The sequence below is a fragment of the Streptomyces sp. NPDC054047 genome, from assembly GCF_055585065.1.
In genome coordinates this window covers 748,969-765,104 of record NZ_JBVJKV010000003.1, presented here as the reverse complement: position 1 = coordinate 765,104, position 16,136 = coordinate 748,969, and the positions used below count along the sequence as shown (strand labels likewise).

Genomic DNA, 16,136 nt, shown 5'->3' with positions numbered 1-16,136 from the left:
CTTCGTGAGGTCAACACCACCATGGACACCCAGGTCCAGAGCTTTGCCGTCACCAACCTCCGCCACCGTCCCGTTTCGTCGAGACCGGCGGCTTCGTCGCGGGCTTCACCCCCGATGCCGACAACCCCTATCTGAGCTACGCGACCCCGCTACCCGGCGCCGAGCCGATGGAGCGGGACATCGCTGCGCTGATCGGGATCTTCCGGGAGCGGGGTCTGCTGCCCCGGTTGGAGTTCGCACCGCAGGCCGCCCCCGCCGTGGCACCGGCCCCTGCAGGCGGCAGGCTTCGACACCGAGGCGGTGCACGCATACCTCGTCTGCACACTCCACACGCTGATACTCCCCCAGTCCGCCGACTCCCTGCGTGTGGAGAGCCCGACCGCCGAGAAACAGTTCACCGAGCTCGATGCCGCGCTTGCCGAGGCGTTCGGTGGCGTCTTCACACCCTCCGCACAGGGTGCGGCCCGACTGCGCCGCACCCAGCAGAGCGGCGGAGCAGTGCTTCGTCCGCGACCCGCAGGGCGGCATCGTCGGCCGGGCGTCAGGCTCCCCGTCGGCCGAGGGCACCGCAGAGCTGTCCGGCGTCGGCACCCGCCCCGCCTACCGTGGCCGCGGCATCGCCGCCGCAGTAACCGCCGCGCTGACCGAAGCGAACCTCTTATCGGCCGGGCGTGAACCGTATCGGCAGAGCCTTGATCCCGTATACCGGGGTGAGATCCGGAAACCATTCGATCGCCGCGTCATCGGCGACGGTGTAGTCCGGTATCCGGTCGAACACCTCCTCCAGCATCGCCGTGAACATCTCTCGCACCATGGCCGCGCCCACGCAATAGTGCTGGCCGGCACCGAAAGCGAGGTGGCGGCCGGCATCGCGGTCCAGGTCGATCCGGTCCGAGTGCGGGAAGACGGAATCGTCGCGGTTCGCCGCGGCCCACCCGAGCAGCACCTGCTCGCCCCGGGTGATGCGCGTCCCACCGAGTTCGACGTCCTCGGCGGCGATCCGGCCCGTGCTTTGAACGGGCGAGACCCACCGCAGGAACTCGTCCACGGCGGTGCGGATCATCGAGCGGTCGGACATCAGCCGGGACCGCAGCTCGGGTTGCTGGGCGAGGGTACGGAGCGCGATCGCGGTCAGGCTTGACGTCGGATGGATGCCGAGCAGCAGCAAATACATCATCGAGACGATGTCATCGTCCGGTACCGGTGCTCCGTCCACCTCACGGGTCGCCAGGTGCCCGAGCAACCCCCGCTTGTCGCCGTCCCGTTGCGCGTCGAGTGCTTCCACCAGCTCCAGGCAGATCAGTTGCGCGCATTCGCGGGCTGTCGACGGATCGTGCGGAGCCGCGAAAAGCGCCCGGTAGAGCAGGGAGTCGATGTCGAACCACCGCTCCTCCGGCAGTCCGATGTCCCGCATGGTCAGAATGCTGGGCAGCTTCTCGGTCATCGCCAGAACGATGTCACACTCGCCGCGCTCGATCACCTCGTCGATACAAGCCGCCGCCAACTGCCGGACCTCGCCGACGCGCGCGGCGACCCGCTTCGGGGAATAGAAAACGGAGATCAGCTTGCGGTACTTCAGGCACTCCGGCGAGTCGAGTTCCAGCGGTATCATCCGGTTGCTCTGCCCGAGCGAGGGAATGGTCACGCCCTGCACCGTACCGTCCGCCCTATCCTGCGCGGTTTGGAAGGTCCGGGCATCGCGGGCCGCCGAGGAGACCTCGCGGTGACCGGTCGCGACCCAATAGCCGTCCCAGGCGCGGCTCCACTGCACCGGGCAGGATTCGCGGAGTTTCGCATAGGTCGGAAACGGATCCACCGCTATCGCCGGGTCATGGCTGTCATAGTCGAACCCTGCTCGCATATTCACCAAGGAAATCACCTTCGCTGTCACGGAGTTTTCTCGGCATCGCGCTCCGTAACCTTAACAGCCGAATCGACGACGGCAGATGGCGCAGCAATATTGATCGAATATCGGGCAACGATCGACAACAGACAACAGCCCATTCTGGGTCTTCGAATTCAGCCTCGATTCTTCGGTGGGGTTTGGCAGTTGAGGACTTGCCGGGAAACAAGTCGTGGCTTCCAACTGTGGGACTCGTTGTTCTGGCATGGGGAGACCGGAGGGGGCGGGTGCGTCGTCCTGGTGGGGGCCTGAAGAAGGCTGTGGACCTTGAACAGCGTTTTCGCGCCCTCGGACCGGGCCACCTCGGTCAGCGCCGTGTGCAACCCCTTCGTCCACGCTGACCGTGATTGCGCCGCAGACCCCGTCGGACACCGGCCGACGCGGCCGGTCCACCGGCAGCCGCAGCTCCTCGGGCATGCCGCCGAGCGCGGTGCGCCAGTACTCCCATTGTCGTGACACCAGAAGACTGTCCGGGTCCTTCTCGCTGCCCAGCAACTGCTGTTGCCACAGCACGTAGTCCGCGTAACTCAGGGGAAGCCTCGGCGGATCCGGTGTGACACCGCGCCGTCGCGCCGCGCAGGCGCGGGAGAGGTCGCGGGCGAGCAGCTCGCGCGACCAGCCGTCGCTGACCATGTGGTGCATCGAGAGGAGGAGTACGTGGTCCTGCGGCCCGAGCGCGAACAGCCAGGCACGGAAGAGCAGTTAGCGGCTCAGGGTGAAAGGGCGCGCGGACGCCTCGTGAGCCGTCTACGCCCTGCTGTCACTGGTCATCGCCCGCAGAAGCTCCGGGTCGGCCATGCACCATCCGAATCTCATGCCGGGCAGGCCGAAAGCCTTCGAGCAGGATCCGACGGGGACGGACCCGGTAGTAGCTCAGCCCGGGTCTGGCAACGGCGCGTCCTCATGGACCAGGTCCGTGAAGGCCGCGTCCCATAGAAGACCGGCATTGGCGTCGGCAGCGATCTCGATCAGTCGGTGGAAACCGTCGAGGTCGAGTGTGGTGCCGGTCAGATTCTGCGTGAAGTTGACCACGATGGCGCGACGTAGAGCGCCTCGCTGCCGCCGTGCGTGGTCATCACCCGTTGTGCGTCCCCGTCGCCCCAATCGTTGGGCAATTGGCCTCGCGCAGGTCGTCGCGCCCCAGGCACGGGCTGTCACCGGAAGACGATTTCGTGGAGCTCGCCCGGCTCGATGCCGACAAGTTGCCGCACCCGCGCGAGTGAATAATCGAGGACCCCGCTCGACCCGATGCCGATGACCGGATCGTGATAATGGTCGCGCATCCAGTCTTTGAGTAATGCCCCAGGGAACGTCATCATTCTCCGAACGCTGTCCGACGCCTTCAACGTGGGAATGTATGGCGCCCCCAGTACGAACAGTTGGCCTACGTTGCTCATTGCCGCATCGTTATTGCTCTCAGTACGCCGACTCTCCCGGCGGTGCCGCAGAGGAGTCGACGGCACGGCCACCGCGCACGTGGGCCGGCGACGGTTCTTGAGCCGGTGGCTGTTGCCGTTGATCGAGACGACTTCGCAGTGGTGCAGGAGGCGGTCGAGGATCGCGGTGGCCAGGACCTCTTCGCCGAATACTTGGCCCCGTTCACCGAAGGTCTTGTTCGAGGTCAGGATGATCGAGCCCCTCTCGTAACGCTTGGAGATGACCTGGAAGACCAGGTTCGCCCCGGCCCGCTCCAGCGGCTGGTAGCCCACCTCGTCGACCACGAGGACGCTGGGCCGGAGGTAGCTGGTGAGCTTGCTGATCAGTGGGCCCTGGTCCTCGGCGGCTTTGAGGCGGCGGACCATGTCGTCGAGGCTGGTGGAGTAGCTCGAGTAGCCGGCCCGGCAGGACTCGACTGCCAGGGCGGCGATGTACGTCTTGCCAACCCCGGGTGGCCCGAGCAGAGCGACGTTGGCTTTGTCCTCGACGAAGGAGAGGGGGGCCAGGTCTTTGACCTTGCGTGGGTCGAGGTCGGGCTGGAAGGCGAAGTCGTAGTCCTCCAGCATCTTGTGGTGCGGCAGCTTCGACAGCCGCAGGCCGTTGCGGAAGCGGCGGTCGTCGCGGAGAGCAAGTTCCTCGGCCGGCACCAGGTCGAAACAGGTCGAGGTAGCCCGTCTTGGCCTCGTCCGCCCGCTGGATGTACTGGTTCAGGGCTTCGGCCAGGTGCGGCAGGCCGAGCTTGGCGGCGGTGGTGCGGATGCGGGTGCCATCAGCTCACTCAACGGGCTTTCTTCGTGGCGGAGTTGGCAGTGAAGGGGGGAAGTATCGATGCTGCGGCCCGATCCATGGGCCGTGTCAACTCCCTGGTTGTGTAAAGACGTTGGTTTGCGGCCCGGCCTTCCTCATCGGTCCGGGCTCGCGCTTCCTGGATGGCCCGTTCGAACTCGGCGGGCGGTCTTGCTCTTCCTGCAGACTGAGGAGATCTCCACGTCGATCGCCGTGCATCTGCAAGAAGTACAGCGATGGCTCAATCTCGATGGTGAGGAACCAGCCCTGCCGGCCGGCCGTCGACGTCTGGGGCATCGGCTTCCTCACCACCGCCAAGATCGCCCATTTCCGTCGGCATCCGGCATCCCGCATCCCGCACGACAGCCCGGAGCCCGTCAAAGTGGGCCAGCGGTATGCGCTGTCCCAGCCCACCGACCAGGGCAACTGCTACCTCCCCGCGGGAGTGTCTGATCGCCGAGCGTCAAAGCTGCTCCAGGTCAACACCGGTCCGGTCATCGAGGCCGAGCCGAGCAGGAACGCTGGACGGATTCCGAGCCGCCTGCCGTGGTCGTTTCGGCGGGGCATATCGCTGAAGAGCGTGAGCGGCCACCTCCTCAAGACCATCCGCGCCGCTGGTGTCCAGGGCGGGGCGGATCAAAGTCCACCCACCCCTGGCAGCACACGCACTACATCAACGCCTCCACCGCCCGCCTCTCTGCCCGGGGGCCTCGTCCTGCACCTGTCTGCCACCTTCTCCACCACCGTGTTCGCTGGGGCCATGGTCCGTCGTCACGTGTCGGCGCTCAAGGAGAGGGCGGACACTGCCCTCGCTGCCGGTACTCCGAGGGCGAGCAGCCCATGTGCTTCCTGAACACCCGCGCGAAGTTCTCCGGATTCGGGAAACCACAGAGCCTGCCGACCTGGGATATGGGGTCGCTGCCCGCCGTGAGCAAATGGCGGGCAGCGTCGATGCGTAACCCGGTCAAGTACCGCATGGGCGTCTTTCCCGTGGTGGCAGAGAATCGGCGCAGGAAGTGGTACCGGCTGAGACGTACTTCTCTGGCTAACTGGTCGAGTGTGATGTTCTCGGACAGGTGCATCTCCATGTAGGCCCGCAAAGTGAGCAGTTGTTCCGGGCTGAGACCTCCCGTGCCCGGTGATGCGGGATGGAAAGGATGGAGCAAGTGTTCGGCCAGGTAGTGGGCTGCACTCAAGGCATAGCGCTCTCCTGCACCTGTCTTTCGGGCGTGAAGCAGAGTTTGCGCCATGGATGCGACATGTGGATCGAAGGCGCGCAGCGTCTGCAATTCCGAAACATCATGGACAGGGGCGGCGGCGTGTGTGTCCAGTGCCCGCTGAAGGAATTCTACGGAAAGCTGGATATAGACGACTTCGAATGGGAGATATCTAGGCGGTGTCCTGCTGAGCCGGATCAGGTTGTTGGGTGCGACCCGGCAGACCTCTCCAGGCGTGAGCGTGGTACCTCGCCAACCGTGATTGTCCCGACGTTCAATTTGACACACACCTCGTATTGGCGTGACGATGCCGAACCACTGATCCGACAATTGGTATGTCAAGGTGCCGCTGTCGTGTCCAGCGGCTTGCTCTTCCACAACGAGTTTCTGACTGGATTGATCTCGCCACGTAATGGTCACGTAATTTTCCCTTGCGTGGGTCGAAGGAACGAGGAGTGACAGGCGCCAGGTTCGTCACACTCTGAACCGGGCTGAAAAAATTACCCTCTGTGTCACGCAACGGTCGGCGACACGTTAGTTCTCACCCCGCACCGCCAGCCGGTGCGGACGTTCCTCACCCGCCATCACCTTCGCCGACGACATAAACACCGAACCGAACCTCGAAGAGTTACTCGCCGTCAAATACGAACGCGGCACCGTCCTTCCCCGCGACATACTCCAACGCATCCGCCGGAACGGCCGTCTCGGACCCATCGACCGACTCAAAATCGAAATCCCCACACCGAACGATGATCGCCCTTCGTCCTAAGACGGCAAGGGCGGGCCGAAGGGCTCCGACAAGGACCGGGAGTTGGTGCGTGCGTGAGGTGAAAGGTCAGCTGTTAAGGCTGGTCAGCCGGAGAAGTGCGTCAGCGGGAGAAGGGGACGGCGTCGGCGGGGTCGGCGTGCCAGTTGGTGGCGATGGGCTGGTCGACGAGGACGGTGTTGGAGAGGTCGAGGGAGATGCTCTCGCTGAGAGCGTGCTCGGCGGGCGACACGGCAGTGTCGGGGGAGGAGCCGAAGGACGCGGAGGGGAAGACGCCCTCCAGGGTGCAGGAGATACCGGGCTTGGCCTTGGCGGTGAGGAAGAGGTAGCCGCCCGCCTGCGTCTCCTCGGTGACCGTGAAGGTCAGGTCGTCGGTTACGCAGGCCGGTGCGGCGGTGCCGCGGCTGTCGGCCGTGGCAACGGCCGTCGCGGCGCCGGTGAGGGCCAGCGCGGCGACCGCGGCGAGGGCGAGGCGGGCGGAACGGGCGACAAGGCGCCAACGCATCTGGATCTCCATGGTGCTGAAGGGTGCGGAAGTGGTTCGTCCAGCGGGTTTCTGAGATGACCGCAGCTTGTTTCGGTGATCGTCCCGCCCGCCACAGATGACGACCACTACGGGACGCCGGAACGCCGAAACATTCCCTGACCAGCACAGACGTCGTGGGCGTGGAACGGGACGCCGGGACGTTGGGACGCCCACCGATCCGAGGATGACCACGAGACGAAGGACATGAACCGTGGCCGTAGGGCGCAGACAAGCGGGTGGATCCGCCTCACTTCGGTACCGAACGCGAGAACTGCCGCTCCCCTACTGCCTGAGGACGCCACAACGTGAACGCAGAAGTCCTGGTCGCCTCTGCCACCGCGGCGGCCATGAAACCGACTAGCCCTACCGCTCCGGCCATCGAGCCCCGGCCGTTGCTCTCGTACTTCCCGTTGGTGGCCGGTTGCAGGATGACAAGCCCGAACACCGCCAAGCCGATCAGCGTCCCCACGCCGAGCACGGCCCCGGCCCCCGCCCGGCCACCTCCTCCGCCGGCTTCAAATCGTCACCGCACGGTGGACACTTCCGCGTAGCTCGCACGGAGGAGCGACTGCCGGCGTACTCGGCCGTCGGCGTACTCGTACGGGGCGCAGCCCAGGGGGACGGTGGATGCGGACGTATCCATCAGTAACAGGTCATGGGACGAAGGGCTGTACATCGCCTTGTTGACGTTCTTTTTGACGGAGCCCCACTTCGCGTTGGGCTCCGCCGCGTTCCAGGTGTCTTCCGTGTTGGAGTTGAGATCCTTGATGCCCTATCCGCCGGCTTCCGCATTGTCGAAGCTGGCCGGGACCAGCTTGCCGCGGACGTGCCCCAGCCTGGGAATGCCCGCCTTGCCGTCCCCCTTCACCGAATCGGCATGGAAGAGGCCGGGGTACTCCTTCACGTAAGGTGTCGAAGGTCGACCGGATCTGTTCCTGGGTCACGTTGTCCGGCTCGTTCTTACCGTCGGCCGGGCTGCCCTTTTCGTCCTTGTAAAGGCACTCGGCCCTCAGTCGCATGACGATCGTCTCGTGCGGGTTGGCTTTGAGGAAGCCCCGCGTCTTCTTGAGGACTTCGTCGAAGTTGGCCTTCTGGTAGTACGACGCATGGTGAACCGTGAACTTGCCACCGATGGAGCGAACCCGGATGTCGATGGCACGGATCCCGCGGTCGAACTGCGCCCTCAGCGTCTGCCCGCTGTCGTCGTAGTTCTCCTGCGTCTCCACGTAGTTACCACCGTGGACGGACAGCGTGTCGTGAGTCCCCGGGATGGGCACGTCCGACAGCATGGTGTTGCTCGCGACGCCCCACATCCACTCGTTCCGGTCCGGTGCGCCGAGGTTGTGGTAGGCCTCATCATTGGTCGACCCGGCCGCCCCAGCAGCGGTCGGGGTCAGCAGCGCCGCGCCGAGCGCGACACAGACCGTCATCAGATGTGCCAGCGGGCGGGACCGTATGCGCGATCCGGCGCGGGCGGCGCGAGGAGTGGGGCCGGGCATGGGACTCCTGTCCAGAGCGGGGCGTTACGCGGCTCAGCGTGAGATCCGCCGCTCACGTTTCGCTCACGTTTCGCTCACGTTTCGAGCACACGACCCACACCGAACTGACGCCCCGCTACCCCGTTCACCGCGTTCAGACAGGCCGGCACGACCAGCACCCGCCGATGTCCGCTGCCGCTCGGCGGCAGCCCCAGCTTCACGAGCACATTGCCGATGTGCTTACTGGCAGATGGCCGACGCCGCTCGCACCCCGCCAGAGTAAGAAGGGCTCCGACGAAGCAAGCCAGGCCACGCCTGCTCGGAGGTCGCCAACGGTGCCGGGAAGCTGAAGGTCCAGGACGGGGCCGTGCAGGACACGGGCTGCACCAACGGCTCGAAGGTCACCTTCCCGTGAACCCATCGCACACAGAGCCTCCGCCCTCACCGAGCCACGCCGCCGCCCCGGGTCAACAACTCCAAGGCGCGGCAAGCGCGTTGTCGCTGCCGCCCGCGTGCACGGCTTGTTCGCATTACGTATGTCGACCATCGCCCAACGGACGATATCCGGCCAACATCCAGCCGAAATGCTGACATGTACCTGGCTCGAATGGCACGCTTCCCCGCAACACGCTGCATGTACAGCCACACGCTGCACGCCCGCATCGCGTCTTTTTCTGCTCCGGGCGGCCCTCCATGCCTCCCGGGCCCCCACAGATGGAGCCTGCGTGACCTCTCATATATCCCGTAAGCGTTCGACGCTCACGATCGGCACCGCCGTCGCCGCCGGAGCGCTGCTCACCGCCGGACTGACCACCGGCGCCTCCGCCGAGCCTGCCAAGGACACCGAGCCGTCCGGCTCCCCCGTCGCCCTCTCGGCGTCGGCCCGCGCGGACCTCCTCCAGGACGCGAGCGCCGACAGATCGGTGACCGCCGAGCGGATCGGTCTCGGTGCCAAGGAGAAGCTCGTCGTCCGCGACGTCGTCAAGGACGCCGACGGCACCACCCACACCCGCTACGAGCGCACCTTTGACGGTCTGCCCGTCCTTGGCGGCGACCTCGTCGTGCACACCGCGAAGAGCGGCGAGTTGAAGGGCGTCACCAAGGCGACCGAAGCGACCGTCAAGGTCGCCTCCACGGACGCGAAGCTGGCCAAGTCCTCCGTCGCCAAGTCCGCCGAGTCGACCGCCGCGAAGGCGAAGACCGCGCAGGCCGACGCGCAGTCACCGCGCAAGGTGGTCTGGGCCGCCTCCGGCAAGCCCGTCCTCGCGTACGAGACCGTCGTCACCGGCATGCAGAAGGACGGCACGCCCAGCAGGCTCCACGTCATCACGGACGCCGCGACCGGCAAGAAGCTGTACCAGTACCAGGCCATCGAGAACGGCACCGGCAACAGCCAGTACAGCGGCAAGGTCACGGTCGGCTCCAAGAAGGGCACGAGCGGCTACGAGCTGACCGACAAGGCCCGCGGCGGCCACCGCACCTTCGACCTGAAGCACGCGGAGAGCGGCGCCGGCAAGCTGTTCAAGGACGCCAACGACGTCTGGGGCAACGGCAAACCCTCGAGCGCGCAGACCGCCGGTGTCGACGCCGCCTACGGCGCCCAGCTCACCTGGGACTACTACAAGTCGGTCCACGGCCGCAAAGGCATCAACGGCGACGGCAAGGGCGCGTCGTCGCGGGTCCACTTCGGCAACGGCTACGTGAACGCCTTCTGGGACGACAGCTGCTTCTGCATGACGTACGGCGACGGCGAGGGCAACAAGAAGCCTCTCACGTCGATCGACGTCGCGGCCCACGAGATGACGCACGGCGTCACCTCGGCGACCGGCAACATGGAGTACAACGGCGAGTCCGGTGGCCTCAACGAGGCCACCTCGGACATCTTCGCCGCCGCCGTGGAGTTCAAGGCCAAGAACCCCAAGGACGTCGGTGACTACCTCATCGGCGAGAAGATCGACATCAACGGCGACGGCACCCCGCTGCGTTACATGGACAAGCCGAGCAAGGACGGCGGCTCCCTGGACAAGTGGAGCGCCAACGCCGGGAACGTCGACGTCCACTACTCCTCGGGCATCGCCAACCACTTCTTCTACCTGCTGTCCGAGGGCAGCGGCAAGAAGCGGATCAACGGCGTCAAGTACAACTCGCCGACCGCCGACGGCTCCAAGGTCCTTGGCATCGGACGCGGCAAGGCCGAGAAGATCTGGTACAAGGCCCTGACGACGTACTTCACGTCGACCACCAACTACAAGGCGGCCCGTAAGGGAACGCTGCGCGCCGCGAAGGACCTGTACGGCGCGAACTCCACCGAGTACAAGCGCGTGGCCGCCGCCTGGACCGGCGTCAACGTCAAGTAACCCCCGGTCAGTCACGCAAGGGGCGGCGTCCGGAACGGATGCCGCCCCTCCACGTCGTCAGGGGACAGCTCGCCGAGATGGCATGACCAGTGGTCGCTCATCGAGCCGTTGATGCCCGAATCGGGACCGAAGCTGGCCCAGGGCTTGCCCAGGGCTGACCTAGGGCGCCCGACCGGCAGGTTCTGTGCGGCATCTTGTTCGTGCCACACACCGGTATCCAGTGGGAGTACCTGCCCCAGGAATTGGGCTTCGGCTCGGGCATGACCTGCTGGCGGCGTCTGGCCGCCTGGAACGAAGCCGACGTCTGGGACCAACTCCACGTCGTCCTGCTGGATAAGCTGCGCTCGAAGAGCAAGCTCGACTGGTCGCGGGCCGACGGCCAAGGCAAGGCATCCCGCTCGCGGTCACGCTGACCGGCGACAACCGCAGCGATGTCACCCAACTCATGCCCCTGCTCGACAAGATCTCGGCCGTCGCGGGCCGAGTCCGCAGACCGCGCCGGCGCCCTGACGCGCTGCTGGCCGACCGCGGCTACGACCACGACATGTACCAGCACCTGCTCCGGCAGCGCGGGATCCGCCCGGTGATCGCGAAATGCGGCGAGCCACACAGCAGCGGCCTGGGCATATTCCGGTACGCCGTCGAGCGCACCATCGCCTGGCTGCTGCACGGCTTTCGCCGCCTGCGCATCCGCTGGGAACGGCGCGACGACAACCATGAGGCCCTCCTCGGCCTCGCGGACTGTCTGATCACTCACGGTCACGACCAACGGCTTTGTTAGCGAACGGCTAACACAATGAGGTAAATCCACCCTGCCGGCCTTTGCCGACATGCGAGTTGAGCGTTCGGCCCGGTGCGGCGAGCTCGCCGTGGATGGTGTCGGATGATCTGCGGGAATAGCCTCAGACGCCCTAATCGTCCCTTGCACCAGGTCGTACAGCATGACGGGCGCCTCGACACCACAGACTGCACTCCAAGATCCGGACCAGGCCCGGGCCAACTTGGCTCGGTAGCAGACGATTCCACACTTTCCGGCAGGTCAGAGCCTCTGTTGGGCATGTACCACCAGCAGACGAAGAACCTTCTTGTTTCCTACAGCCCGAAGAGGCATGGGTTCTTCTGAAACTCGCGCCGGGTCGCCTGGAGACGCCGTAGCGCTCCAGGCGACCAGGCAGCGGAGCGTGTCCGGCAACTGGCGGTCAGCCCTCGGGACGGAGACGACTGCTCGCCGCGGGTGACGGACCGTGAGCAGAGCCGTGACGTGCATCCGTCAGGCGGTCGGCGTTCGTGTTCGTGTTCGTGTTCGTGCGTGTGGTCGGGCGGTCGGCTCAGACGGCCAGCGGCAGGCCCGCGGCGTGGAACAGCCGGTCACGGGAGGCCGTTGCCTCGTCGAAGACGGAGTCCCCGGCTTTCAGCACACCGTTCTCCTTGAGGACGTCACCGGCCACCACCAGGTCGACGTTGCCGGCGTGGCCGCCCGCGACGATCGTGGCGGCGGCGTTCGTGGCGGGCAGCGTGTTGGCGTGGTCGAGGCGGATCATGATCTGCGTGGCAGCCTCACCGTGGGCGTGCTCGGCGGGCTGACCGTGGTCGACGTGCCCGCGCAGCAGGCGACTTCCACCGGCGCCATCCGGAGGTCAGGTTGCGTACCGAGACCTCCCAGCGGGGAACCTCCGGTCTGATCGAGAAGATCAAGGAAGGCCACGTCGACGTGGCCTTCGTGGGAGTCGACATCAAGGACGACCACCTCAGAGTGAGGCCCGTCAAGAGGTACCCCCTCCAGTTGCTGGTTCCCGCCGGTCACCCACTGGCACTTCGAAAGAGCGTGCGCCTGAAGGACGTTGCCGGGGAACCCTTCGTCGACATGCCCATGGGATTCGGGCAACGCCAGATCGTGGACGACGCGTTCACCAAGGCGGAGCTGTCCCGACGTGTCCTGAGCGAGGTGTCGGACATCACCACGATCGCCGAGTACGTGGCGCACGGGCTGGGAGTGGCGCTGCTGCCCCCGGACTTCGCAGAGGCGGCCGGGGACGCCGTGCGTCCCGTCCCCCTCGCGGACGCGCCGCTGTCCTGGACGCTCAGCGTGGTCGCCTCGGCAACGCATCCGCCGACGCGGGCGCTGCACGCCTTTCTCGACCTCATCCCGCACCACATCCGGCGCGACCGCGTGTTCTAGGCAGGCATACGCGACCACACAGCCCCCTGAGCGGGGCTCGGTTCCCAGCAGGGAGTGCCTACCGCGCATTAGGGGTGGTGGGGAATGGGTACGGCGTGCGAGCGGCTCCGGCGGCAGCGTCGCCGGGCAGGTCCAGAAGGTTGCGGCCGAGGGCTTCGGTGTTGGCCCGGTGCAGAGCCAGCATCGCGGGATCGGGGCGCGGGTCGGCGTAGTCGGGTCCGCCGGAGCTCACGGTCAGTTCGCACCCGGTGGCCAGTGCTCCGGCTTCGAAGCAACGCGCGGTGGGGCACCATGAGTTGCTGCTGGCCGAATACACCGCGGCCCGGACGGCGAGCAAAGACCGCCGTGACAGCCGCCTGCGCAGAAGGCGTTACGCATGCCCAGCCGCCACCGCGGTTGAGTGCGGGGAGCGTGCGCTAGTCCGCCCGCGTCCTGATCAGCCGTCCCTCCACCGTGCCGATCACCAGGTCTCCGTCCGGACCGGCGCTCAGGCTCATCGGGGTGTAGACGTGCCCGCCGAGGGTGAGCGTCCTTCGTCGTACGACCGTGCCGTCCGCTGCTCGCAGCGTGAGCAGCTCGCAGGAGCCCGCTCGGGTCACGGCGGCGTGGACGAGGCCGCCGTGGACGTCGACCCCGGTGACCCGCGCGTCGAAGCGGTGCGCCCAGGCCACGGCACCGCCCGGGTAGGCGCGGCGTACGAGGTGGGTGCCGTCGCGTGCCGTGCAGGTGTGGACGAGTCCAGGCCCGGCCTCGTCGTCGACGTAGACGGCGGGACCGCCGCGCAGGTGAGGGCCGAGGGAGTCGTTCCAGGAGAACGGGAACAGCCGCTTGATCCCGTCTGGGCCTGCCCGCACGACCCACTTCTCCAGCACCTCCGGCCTTATGTCCCCGCCACCGACGCCGTAGAGGAAGAGCAGGTGGGGCGAGCGTCGCACCGGAAAGTCGAAGGAACTGTCGCTCTCCCCCAACGCCAGGGTGGCCAGCTGTCGCCCGGAAGGCGTGAGCACGACGCTCTCGTTCGGCGGCCAGCGCGGACCGGGGAACAGCTCCCGGGAGTCCCTGGCCACCCAGGCGCCATCCGTGCGCGCGGCGATGGCGACCGGGAAGTCGAGGCGGAGTTCGGCGAGCCGGGCGCCGTCGGCGAGGGCGAACCGGCACAGCAGGGTGCGCCGGTCGCTGCTGTCGCCCTCCAGGAGCGTGATCCAGACGCTCTCCTCGTCCGGGGTGACGTACAGCCGACAGCCGTTGCGCTGCCGCTGCGTGTCGGGCACCGGCACGGTCCACTGCAGGGTGCCCTCCGGCGACCAGCACTCCAGCAGGACCCCGCTCTGCGCCGCGGCCAGTATCCGGCCGTCCCGCAGGACCTCCACGACGGCCGCCCCGGGCCGCCGGTTCCAGGCGCGGCCCCTCTCGGCGGCGAGGGCGGCGAGGTACCGCTGGGGTTGGTCGATGTCCGGTCCCTTGATGCGGCTCCAGTCGACCTCCACCGGCACCTGCGGCCAGGAGACCAGAGCCGCGAGCACGTCAGCGGCGACGGCGTGCCAGTCGTCGCGCTCGGCGACGGAGCGCGTGTACGTCACTCGGCCCAGGTCTTCGTAGTCGACGACCGGCCGGGCGAACGTCACCTCCAGGCGGCGCGCGTCCCGCCAGCACAGGGCGCTGACACCGGCCCCGGCAACAGCCACGGCGGTACGGCGCCGGGTCTCCGGCTCGTACAGGTGCAGCCCGCCCCGGAGCTCGAACTCGTCACCGTCCTCCGTGCCCACGGCAAGTACGGGCAAGGTGGGATGGAAGACGAGCCCTTCGATGCCCTGCTCCAGCACGATCTCGTCCCACAGGGCGAGATCGCTCGTCCGGTAGACGGCGATCCGGCCAAGGCCGGCCCGGCCGCTCGCGTGACAACTGACGGCGATCCACCGGCCGTCCGCGCTCACATCGGTCGTGAAAGGGTGGCCGATCTCGGGGAACGGATCGTCGGGTATCAGACGCATCGCAGGAGCGTATCGCTCGATGATCTCTGGTGAACGGCCCCGTCTCCGATCTCGACACTGACGAGCGGCCCTTGATCCGGCGCCCTAGAGGCCCCGTGGCCGCACCGTCATCCGGATTCCGTCCCGCGCCCACACCACGAACCGTTCCACCGGCGTCACTTCGTGCCCCGGCGCCGGCCGAAAGCGCAGGCGCTTGAGGAGGACGGCCAGGACGAGCTGGGCCTCGATCGTCGCCAGAGCGGCGCCCTCGCAGCTGCGTGGCCCGATCCCGAAGGGGACGTACGCGAGCCGCGGCCGTTTGGCCACTTCCTGCGGCGTGAAGCGCTCGGGGTCGAACCGTTCCGGCTCGGGCCAGTGCTCGGGGTTCAGGTGCACCGCCCAGAACGGATAGAACACCGTCGTCCCTGCCGGGATCTCGTACGGGCCAAGGACCAGGTCCTCGGTCGTCTCGCGCGCGCCGTACGGACCGGGCGGGAACAGCCTCATCGACTCCTTGAGCACCATGTCCAGATACGTGAGCCGCCGCAGATCGCGGTAGTCGGGCGTGGCGCGCTCGCCCAGCACCTGATCCAGTTCGGCGGCGACGCGGTCGGCCGCCTCGGGGTGGTGGCCCAGCAGGTGCAGCGTCCACGACACGGCGACGCCGGTGGTGTGGTGGGCGGCGAGCAGCGTCACCATCACGGTGTCCCTGATCCGCGCCGGGCTCTGACCGGCCTCGACGAGTGCCCCGATCAGGTCGCTGCGGTCGGCGCGGGCGGTGCCTTCGGTGCCGTCGCCCGAGCGGTGTGTCGCCACCATGCGGTCGACCGTCGCGCGCAGGTACGCGAGGGCTTCCTCGGCCCGCTCCGCCGCGCGCGGGTCGTCCCGGGGCACCTGGTAGAGCCGTCCGAGGTGCTCGGTGAGCACTTCCTCGAACGCGGCGACGACACGGTCCGTGTCGGTTTCCGCGCCGCCGAGCGCGAACCCGCAGATCATGCGGAGCGACAGCGCGGTCAATTGCTTCTGCAGCTCGACGGGTTCGCCGTCGGCCTGCCCGGCCCAACGGTCCGCGAGCTCCTGCGCCAGCTCGGTGAAGCGCGCGAAGTGCCGCTCGTGCGCCGGCCGTCCGGCGAGCACGGAGAGCAGGACGCGGCGCCAGGGCGTGTGCTCGTCGGCGGACAGCACTTGCAGGTTGTCCGCCTCGCACAGCGGGTCCAGGAAAGCGAACAGTTCCTCGGGCCGCTTGTCGATGTGTGCCGTGGCCTCCAGAAGCACGGGATCGGCGACCGACACGGCCGTGTCCGCGCCCGGCAGTTGAAAGCGCACGACGGGGCCGTGCGCCTCGTGCAGGCGTAACTGGTAGTGGTGCAGCCCGCCCGCGGCCGCGACGGCACTCAGCCCGCCGTCCTCCTGATGCTCGGGTCCGGGGATACGCATGACGGTTCCTCCTGTTCCCAAATCCCGTCTCATGTCCTGCCCTTGCACCAGACAGTCTCCCCCGTCCCCGCATCCCGCTT

General features: G+C 67.2%; 13 protein-coding genes and 4 pseudogenes. 5 read left to right on the top strand and 12 right to left on the bottom strand.

What is annotated here, in order from left to right:
- Window positions 1–21: 21 nt before the first annotated feature.
- Window positions 22–652, top strand: a pseudogene (locus ACZ6ZP_RS15050) (GNAT family N-acetyltransferase); the annotation flags it as partial.
- 6 nt (window positions 653–658) lie between these two features.
- On the opposite strand, the gene ACZ6ZP_RS15045 reads toward ACZ6ZP_RS15050, so the two are convergent.
- From ACZ6ZP_RS15045 to istB, 5 genes and pseudogenes are all read right to left on the bottom strand, one after another.
- Window positions 659–1,891: a cytochrome P450 gene (locus tag ACZ6ZP_RS15045; RefSeq protein ID WP_469407002.1), complete on the bottom strand. Its 1,233-nt coding sequence runs from the start codon at window positions 1,889–1,891 to the stop codon at window positions 659–661.
- A 30-nt stretch (window positions 1,892–1,921) separates the two neighbouring features.
- A complete protein-coding gene (locus ACZ6ZP_RS15040) occupies window positions 1,922–2,605 on the bottom strand; it encodes a condensation domain-containing protein (RefSeq protein WP_469407266.1) in 684 nt (227 codons plus the stop codon).
- A 45-nt stretch (window positions 2,606–2,650) separates the two neighbouring features.
- Window positions 2,651–2,743 (bottom strand): annotated as a pseudogene (locus ACZ6ZP_RS15035) (aminotransferase class I/II-fold pyridoxal phosphate-dependent enzyme); the annotation flags it as partial.
- Between the two features lie 33 nt (window positions 2,744–2,776).
- Window positions 2,777–2,935, bottom strand: a complete 159-nt coding sequence (locus ACZ6ZP_RS15030) for a hypothetical protein (RefSeq protein WP_469407001.1) — start codon at window positions 2,933–2,935, stop codon at window positions 2,777–2,779.
- A 455-nt stretch (window positions 2,936–3,390) separates the two neighbouring features.
- A pseudogene (gene istB / locus ACZ6ZP_RS15025) lies at window positions 3,391–4,099 on the bottom strand (IS21-like element helper ATPase IstB); the annotation flags it as partial.
- Between istB and ACZ6ZP_RS15020 the strand changes: the two are divergent.
- The gene (locus ACZ6ZP_RS15020; protein WP_469407265.1) at window positions 4,038–4,979 is read left to right on the top strand and encodes a helix-hairpin-helix domain-containing protein; all 942 of its coding nucleotides are present in this window, start codon (window positions 4,038–4,040) and stop codon (window positions 4,977–4,979) included. The pseudogene istB and the gene ACZ6ZP_RS15020 sit on opposite strands and share 62 nt — an antisense overlap.
- On the opposite strand, the gene ACZ6ZP_RS15015 is transcribed toward ACZ6ZP_RS15020, so the two are convergent.
- From ACZ6ZP_RS15015 to ACZ6ZP_RS15005, 3 genes are all read right to left on the bottom strand, one after another.
- Window positions 4,912–5,763, bottom strand: coding sequence for an AraC family transcriptional regulator (locus ACZ6ZP_RS15015; protein WP_351156457.1), 852 nt, complete (start codon window positions 5,761–5,763; stop codon window positions 4,912–4,914). The two genes, ACZ6ZP_RS15020 and ACZ6ZP_RS15015, sit on opposite strands and share 68 nt — an antisense overlap.
- Before the next feature lie 449 nt (window positions 5,764–6,212).
- Window positions 6,213–6,626 carry a DUF4232 domain-containing protein gene (locus ACZ6ZP_RS15010; RefSeq protein WP_469407000.1) on the bottom strand — a complete coding sequence of 138 codons (414 nt, stop codon included), beginning with the start codon at window positions 6,624–6,626 and terminating at the stop codon, window positions 6,213–6,215.
- Between the two features lie 662 nt (window positions 6,627–7,288).
- The gene (locus tag ACZ6ZP_RS15005; RefSeq protein ID WP_469406999.1) at window positions 7,289–8,134 is read right to left on the bottom strand and encodes a phosphatidylinositol-specific phospholipase C domain-containing protein; all 846 of its coding nucleotides are present in this window, start codon (window positions 8,132–8,134) and stop codon (window positions 7,289–7,291) included.
- A 704-nt stretch (window positions 8,135–8,838) separates the two neighbouring features.
- On the opposite strand from ACZ6ZP_RS15005, the gene ACZ6ZP_RS15000 reads away from it, so the two are divergent.
- Window positions 8,839–10,470, top strand: coding sequence for a M4 family metallopeptidase (locus ACZ6ZP_RS15000; RefSeq protein WP_383817114.1), 1,632 nt, complete (start codon window positions 8,839–8,841; stop codon window positions 10,468–10,470).
- Between the two features lie 111 nt (window positions 10,471–10,581).
- A pseudogene (locus ACZ6ZP_RS14995) lies at window positions 10,582–11,251 on the top strand (transposase).
- 547 nt (window positions 11,252–11,798) lie between these two features.
- Here the strand turns inward: ACZ6ZP_RS14995 and ACZ6ZP_RS14990 are convergent.
- A complete protein-coding gene (locus ACZ6ZP_RS14990) occupies window positions 11,799–12,011 on the bottom strand; it encodes a hypothetical protein (protein ID WP_366464347.1) in 213 nt (70 codons plus the stop codon).
- A 101-nt stretch (window positions 12,012–12,112) separates the two neighbouring features.
- Here ACZ6ZP_RS14990 and ACZ6ZP_RS14985 point away from each other — a divergent pair, with 101 nt between their 5' ends.
- Window positions 12,113–12,649, top strand: a complete 537-nt coding sequence (locus ACZ6ZP_RS14985) for a LysR family transcriptional regulator substrate-binding protein (RefSeq protein ID WP_469406996.1) — start codon at window positions 12,113–12,115, stop codon at window positions 12,647–12,649.
- Between the two features lie 58 nt (window positions 12,650–12,707).
- Here ACZ6ZP_RS14985 and ACZ6ZP_RS14980 read toward each other — a convergent pair whose 3' ends face one another.
- From ACZ6ZP_RS14980 to ACZ6ZP_RS14970, 3 genes are all read right to left on the bottom strand, one after another.
- Window positions 12,708–12,881 (bottom strand): hypothetical protein, encoded by a 174-nt coding sequence (locus tag ACZ6ZP_RS14980; RefSeq protein ID WP_469406995.1) that lies wholly within the window; start codon window positions 12,879–12,881, stop codon window positions 12,708–12,710.
- Window positions 12,882–13,065: 184 nt separating this feature from the next.
- Window positions 13,066–14,640, bottom strand: coding sequence for a hypothetical protein (locus tag ACZ6ZP_RS14975; RefSeq protein WP_469406994.1), 1,575 nt, complete (start codon window positions 14,638–14,640; stop codon window positions 13,066–13,068).
- Between the two features lie 84 nt (window positions 14,641–14,724).
- Entirely contained in the window at window positions 14,725–16,056 is a 1,332-nt protein-coding gene (locus tag ACZ6ZP_RS14970; protein WP_469406992.1) for a cytochrome P450, read from the bottom strand.
- Window positions 16,057–16,136 lie beyond the last annotated feature (80 nt).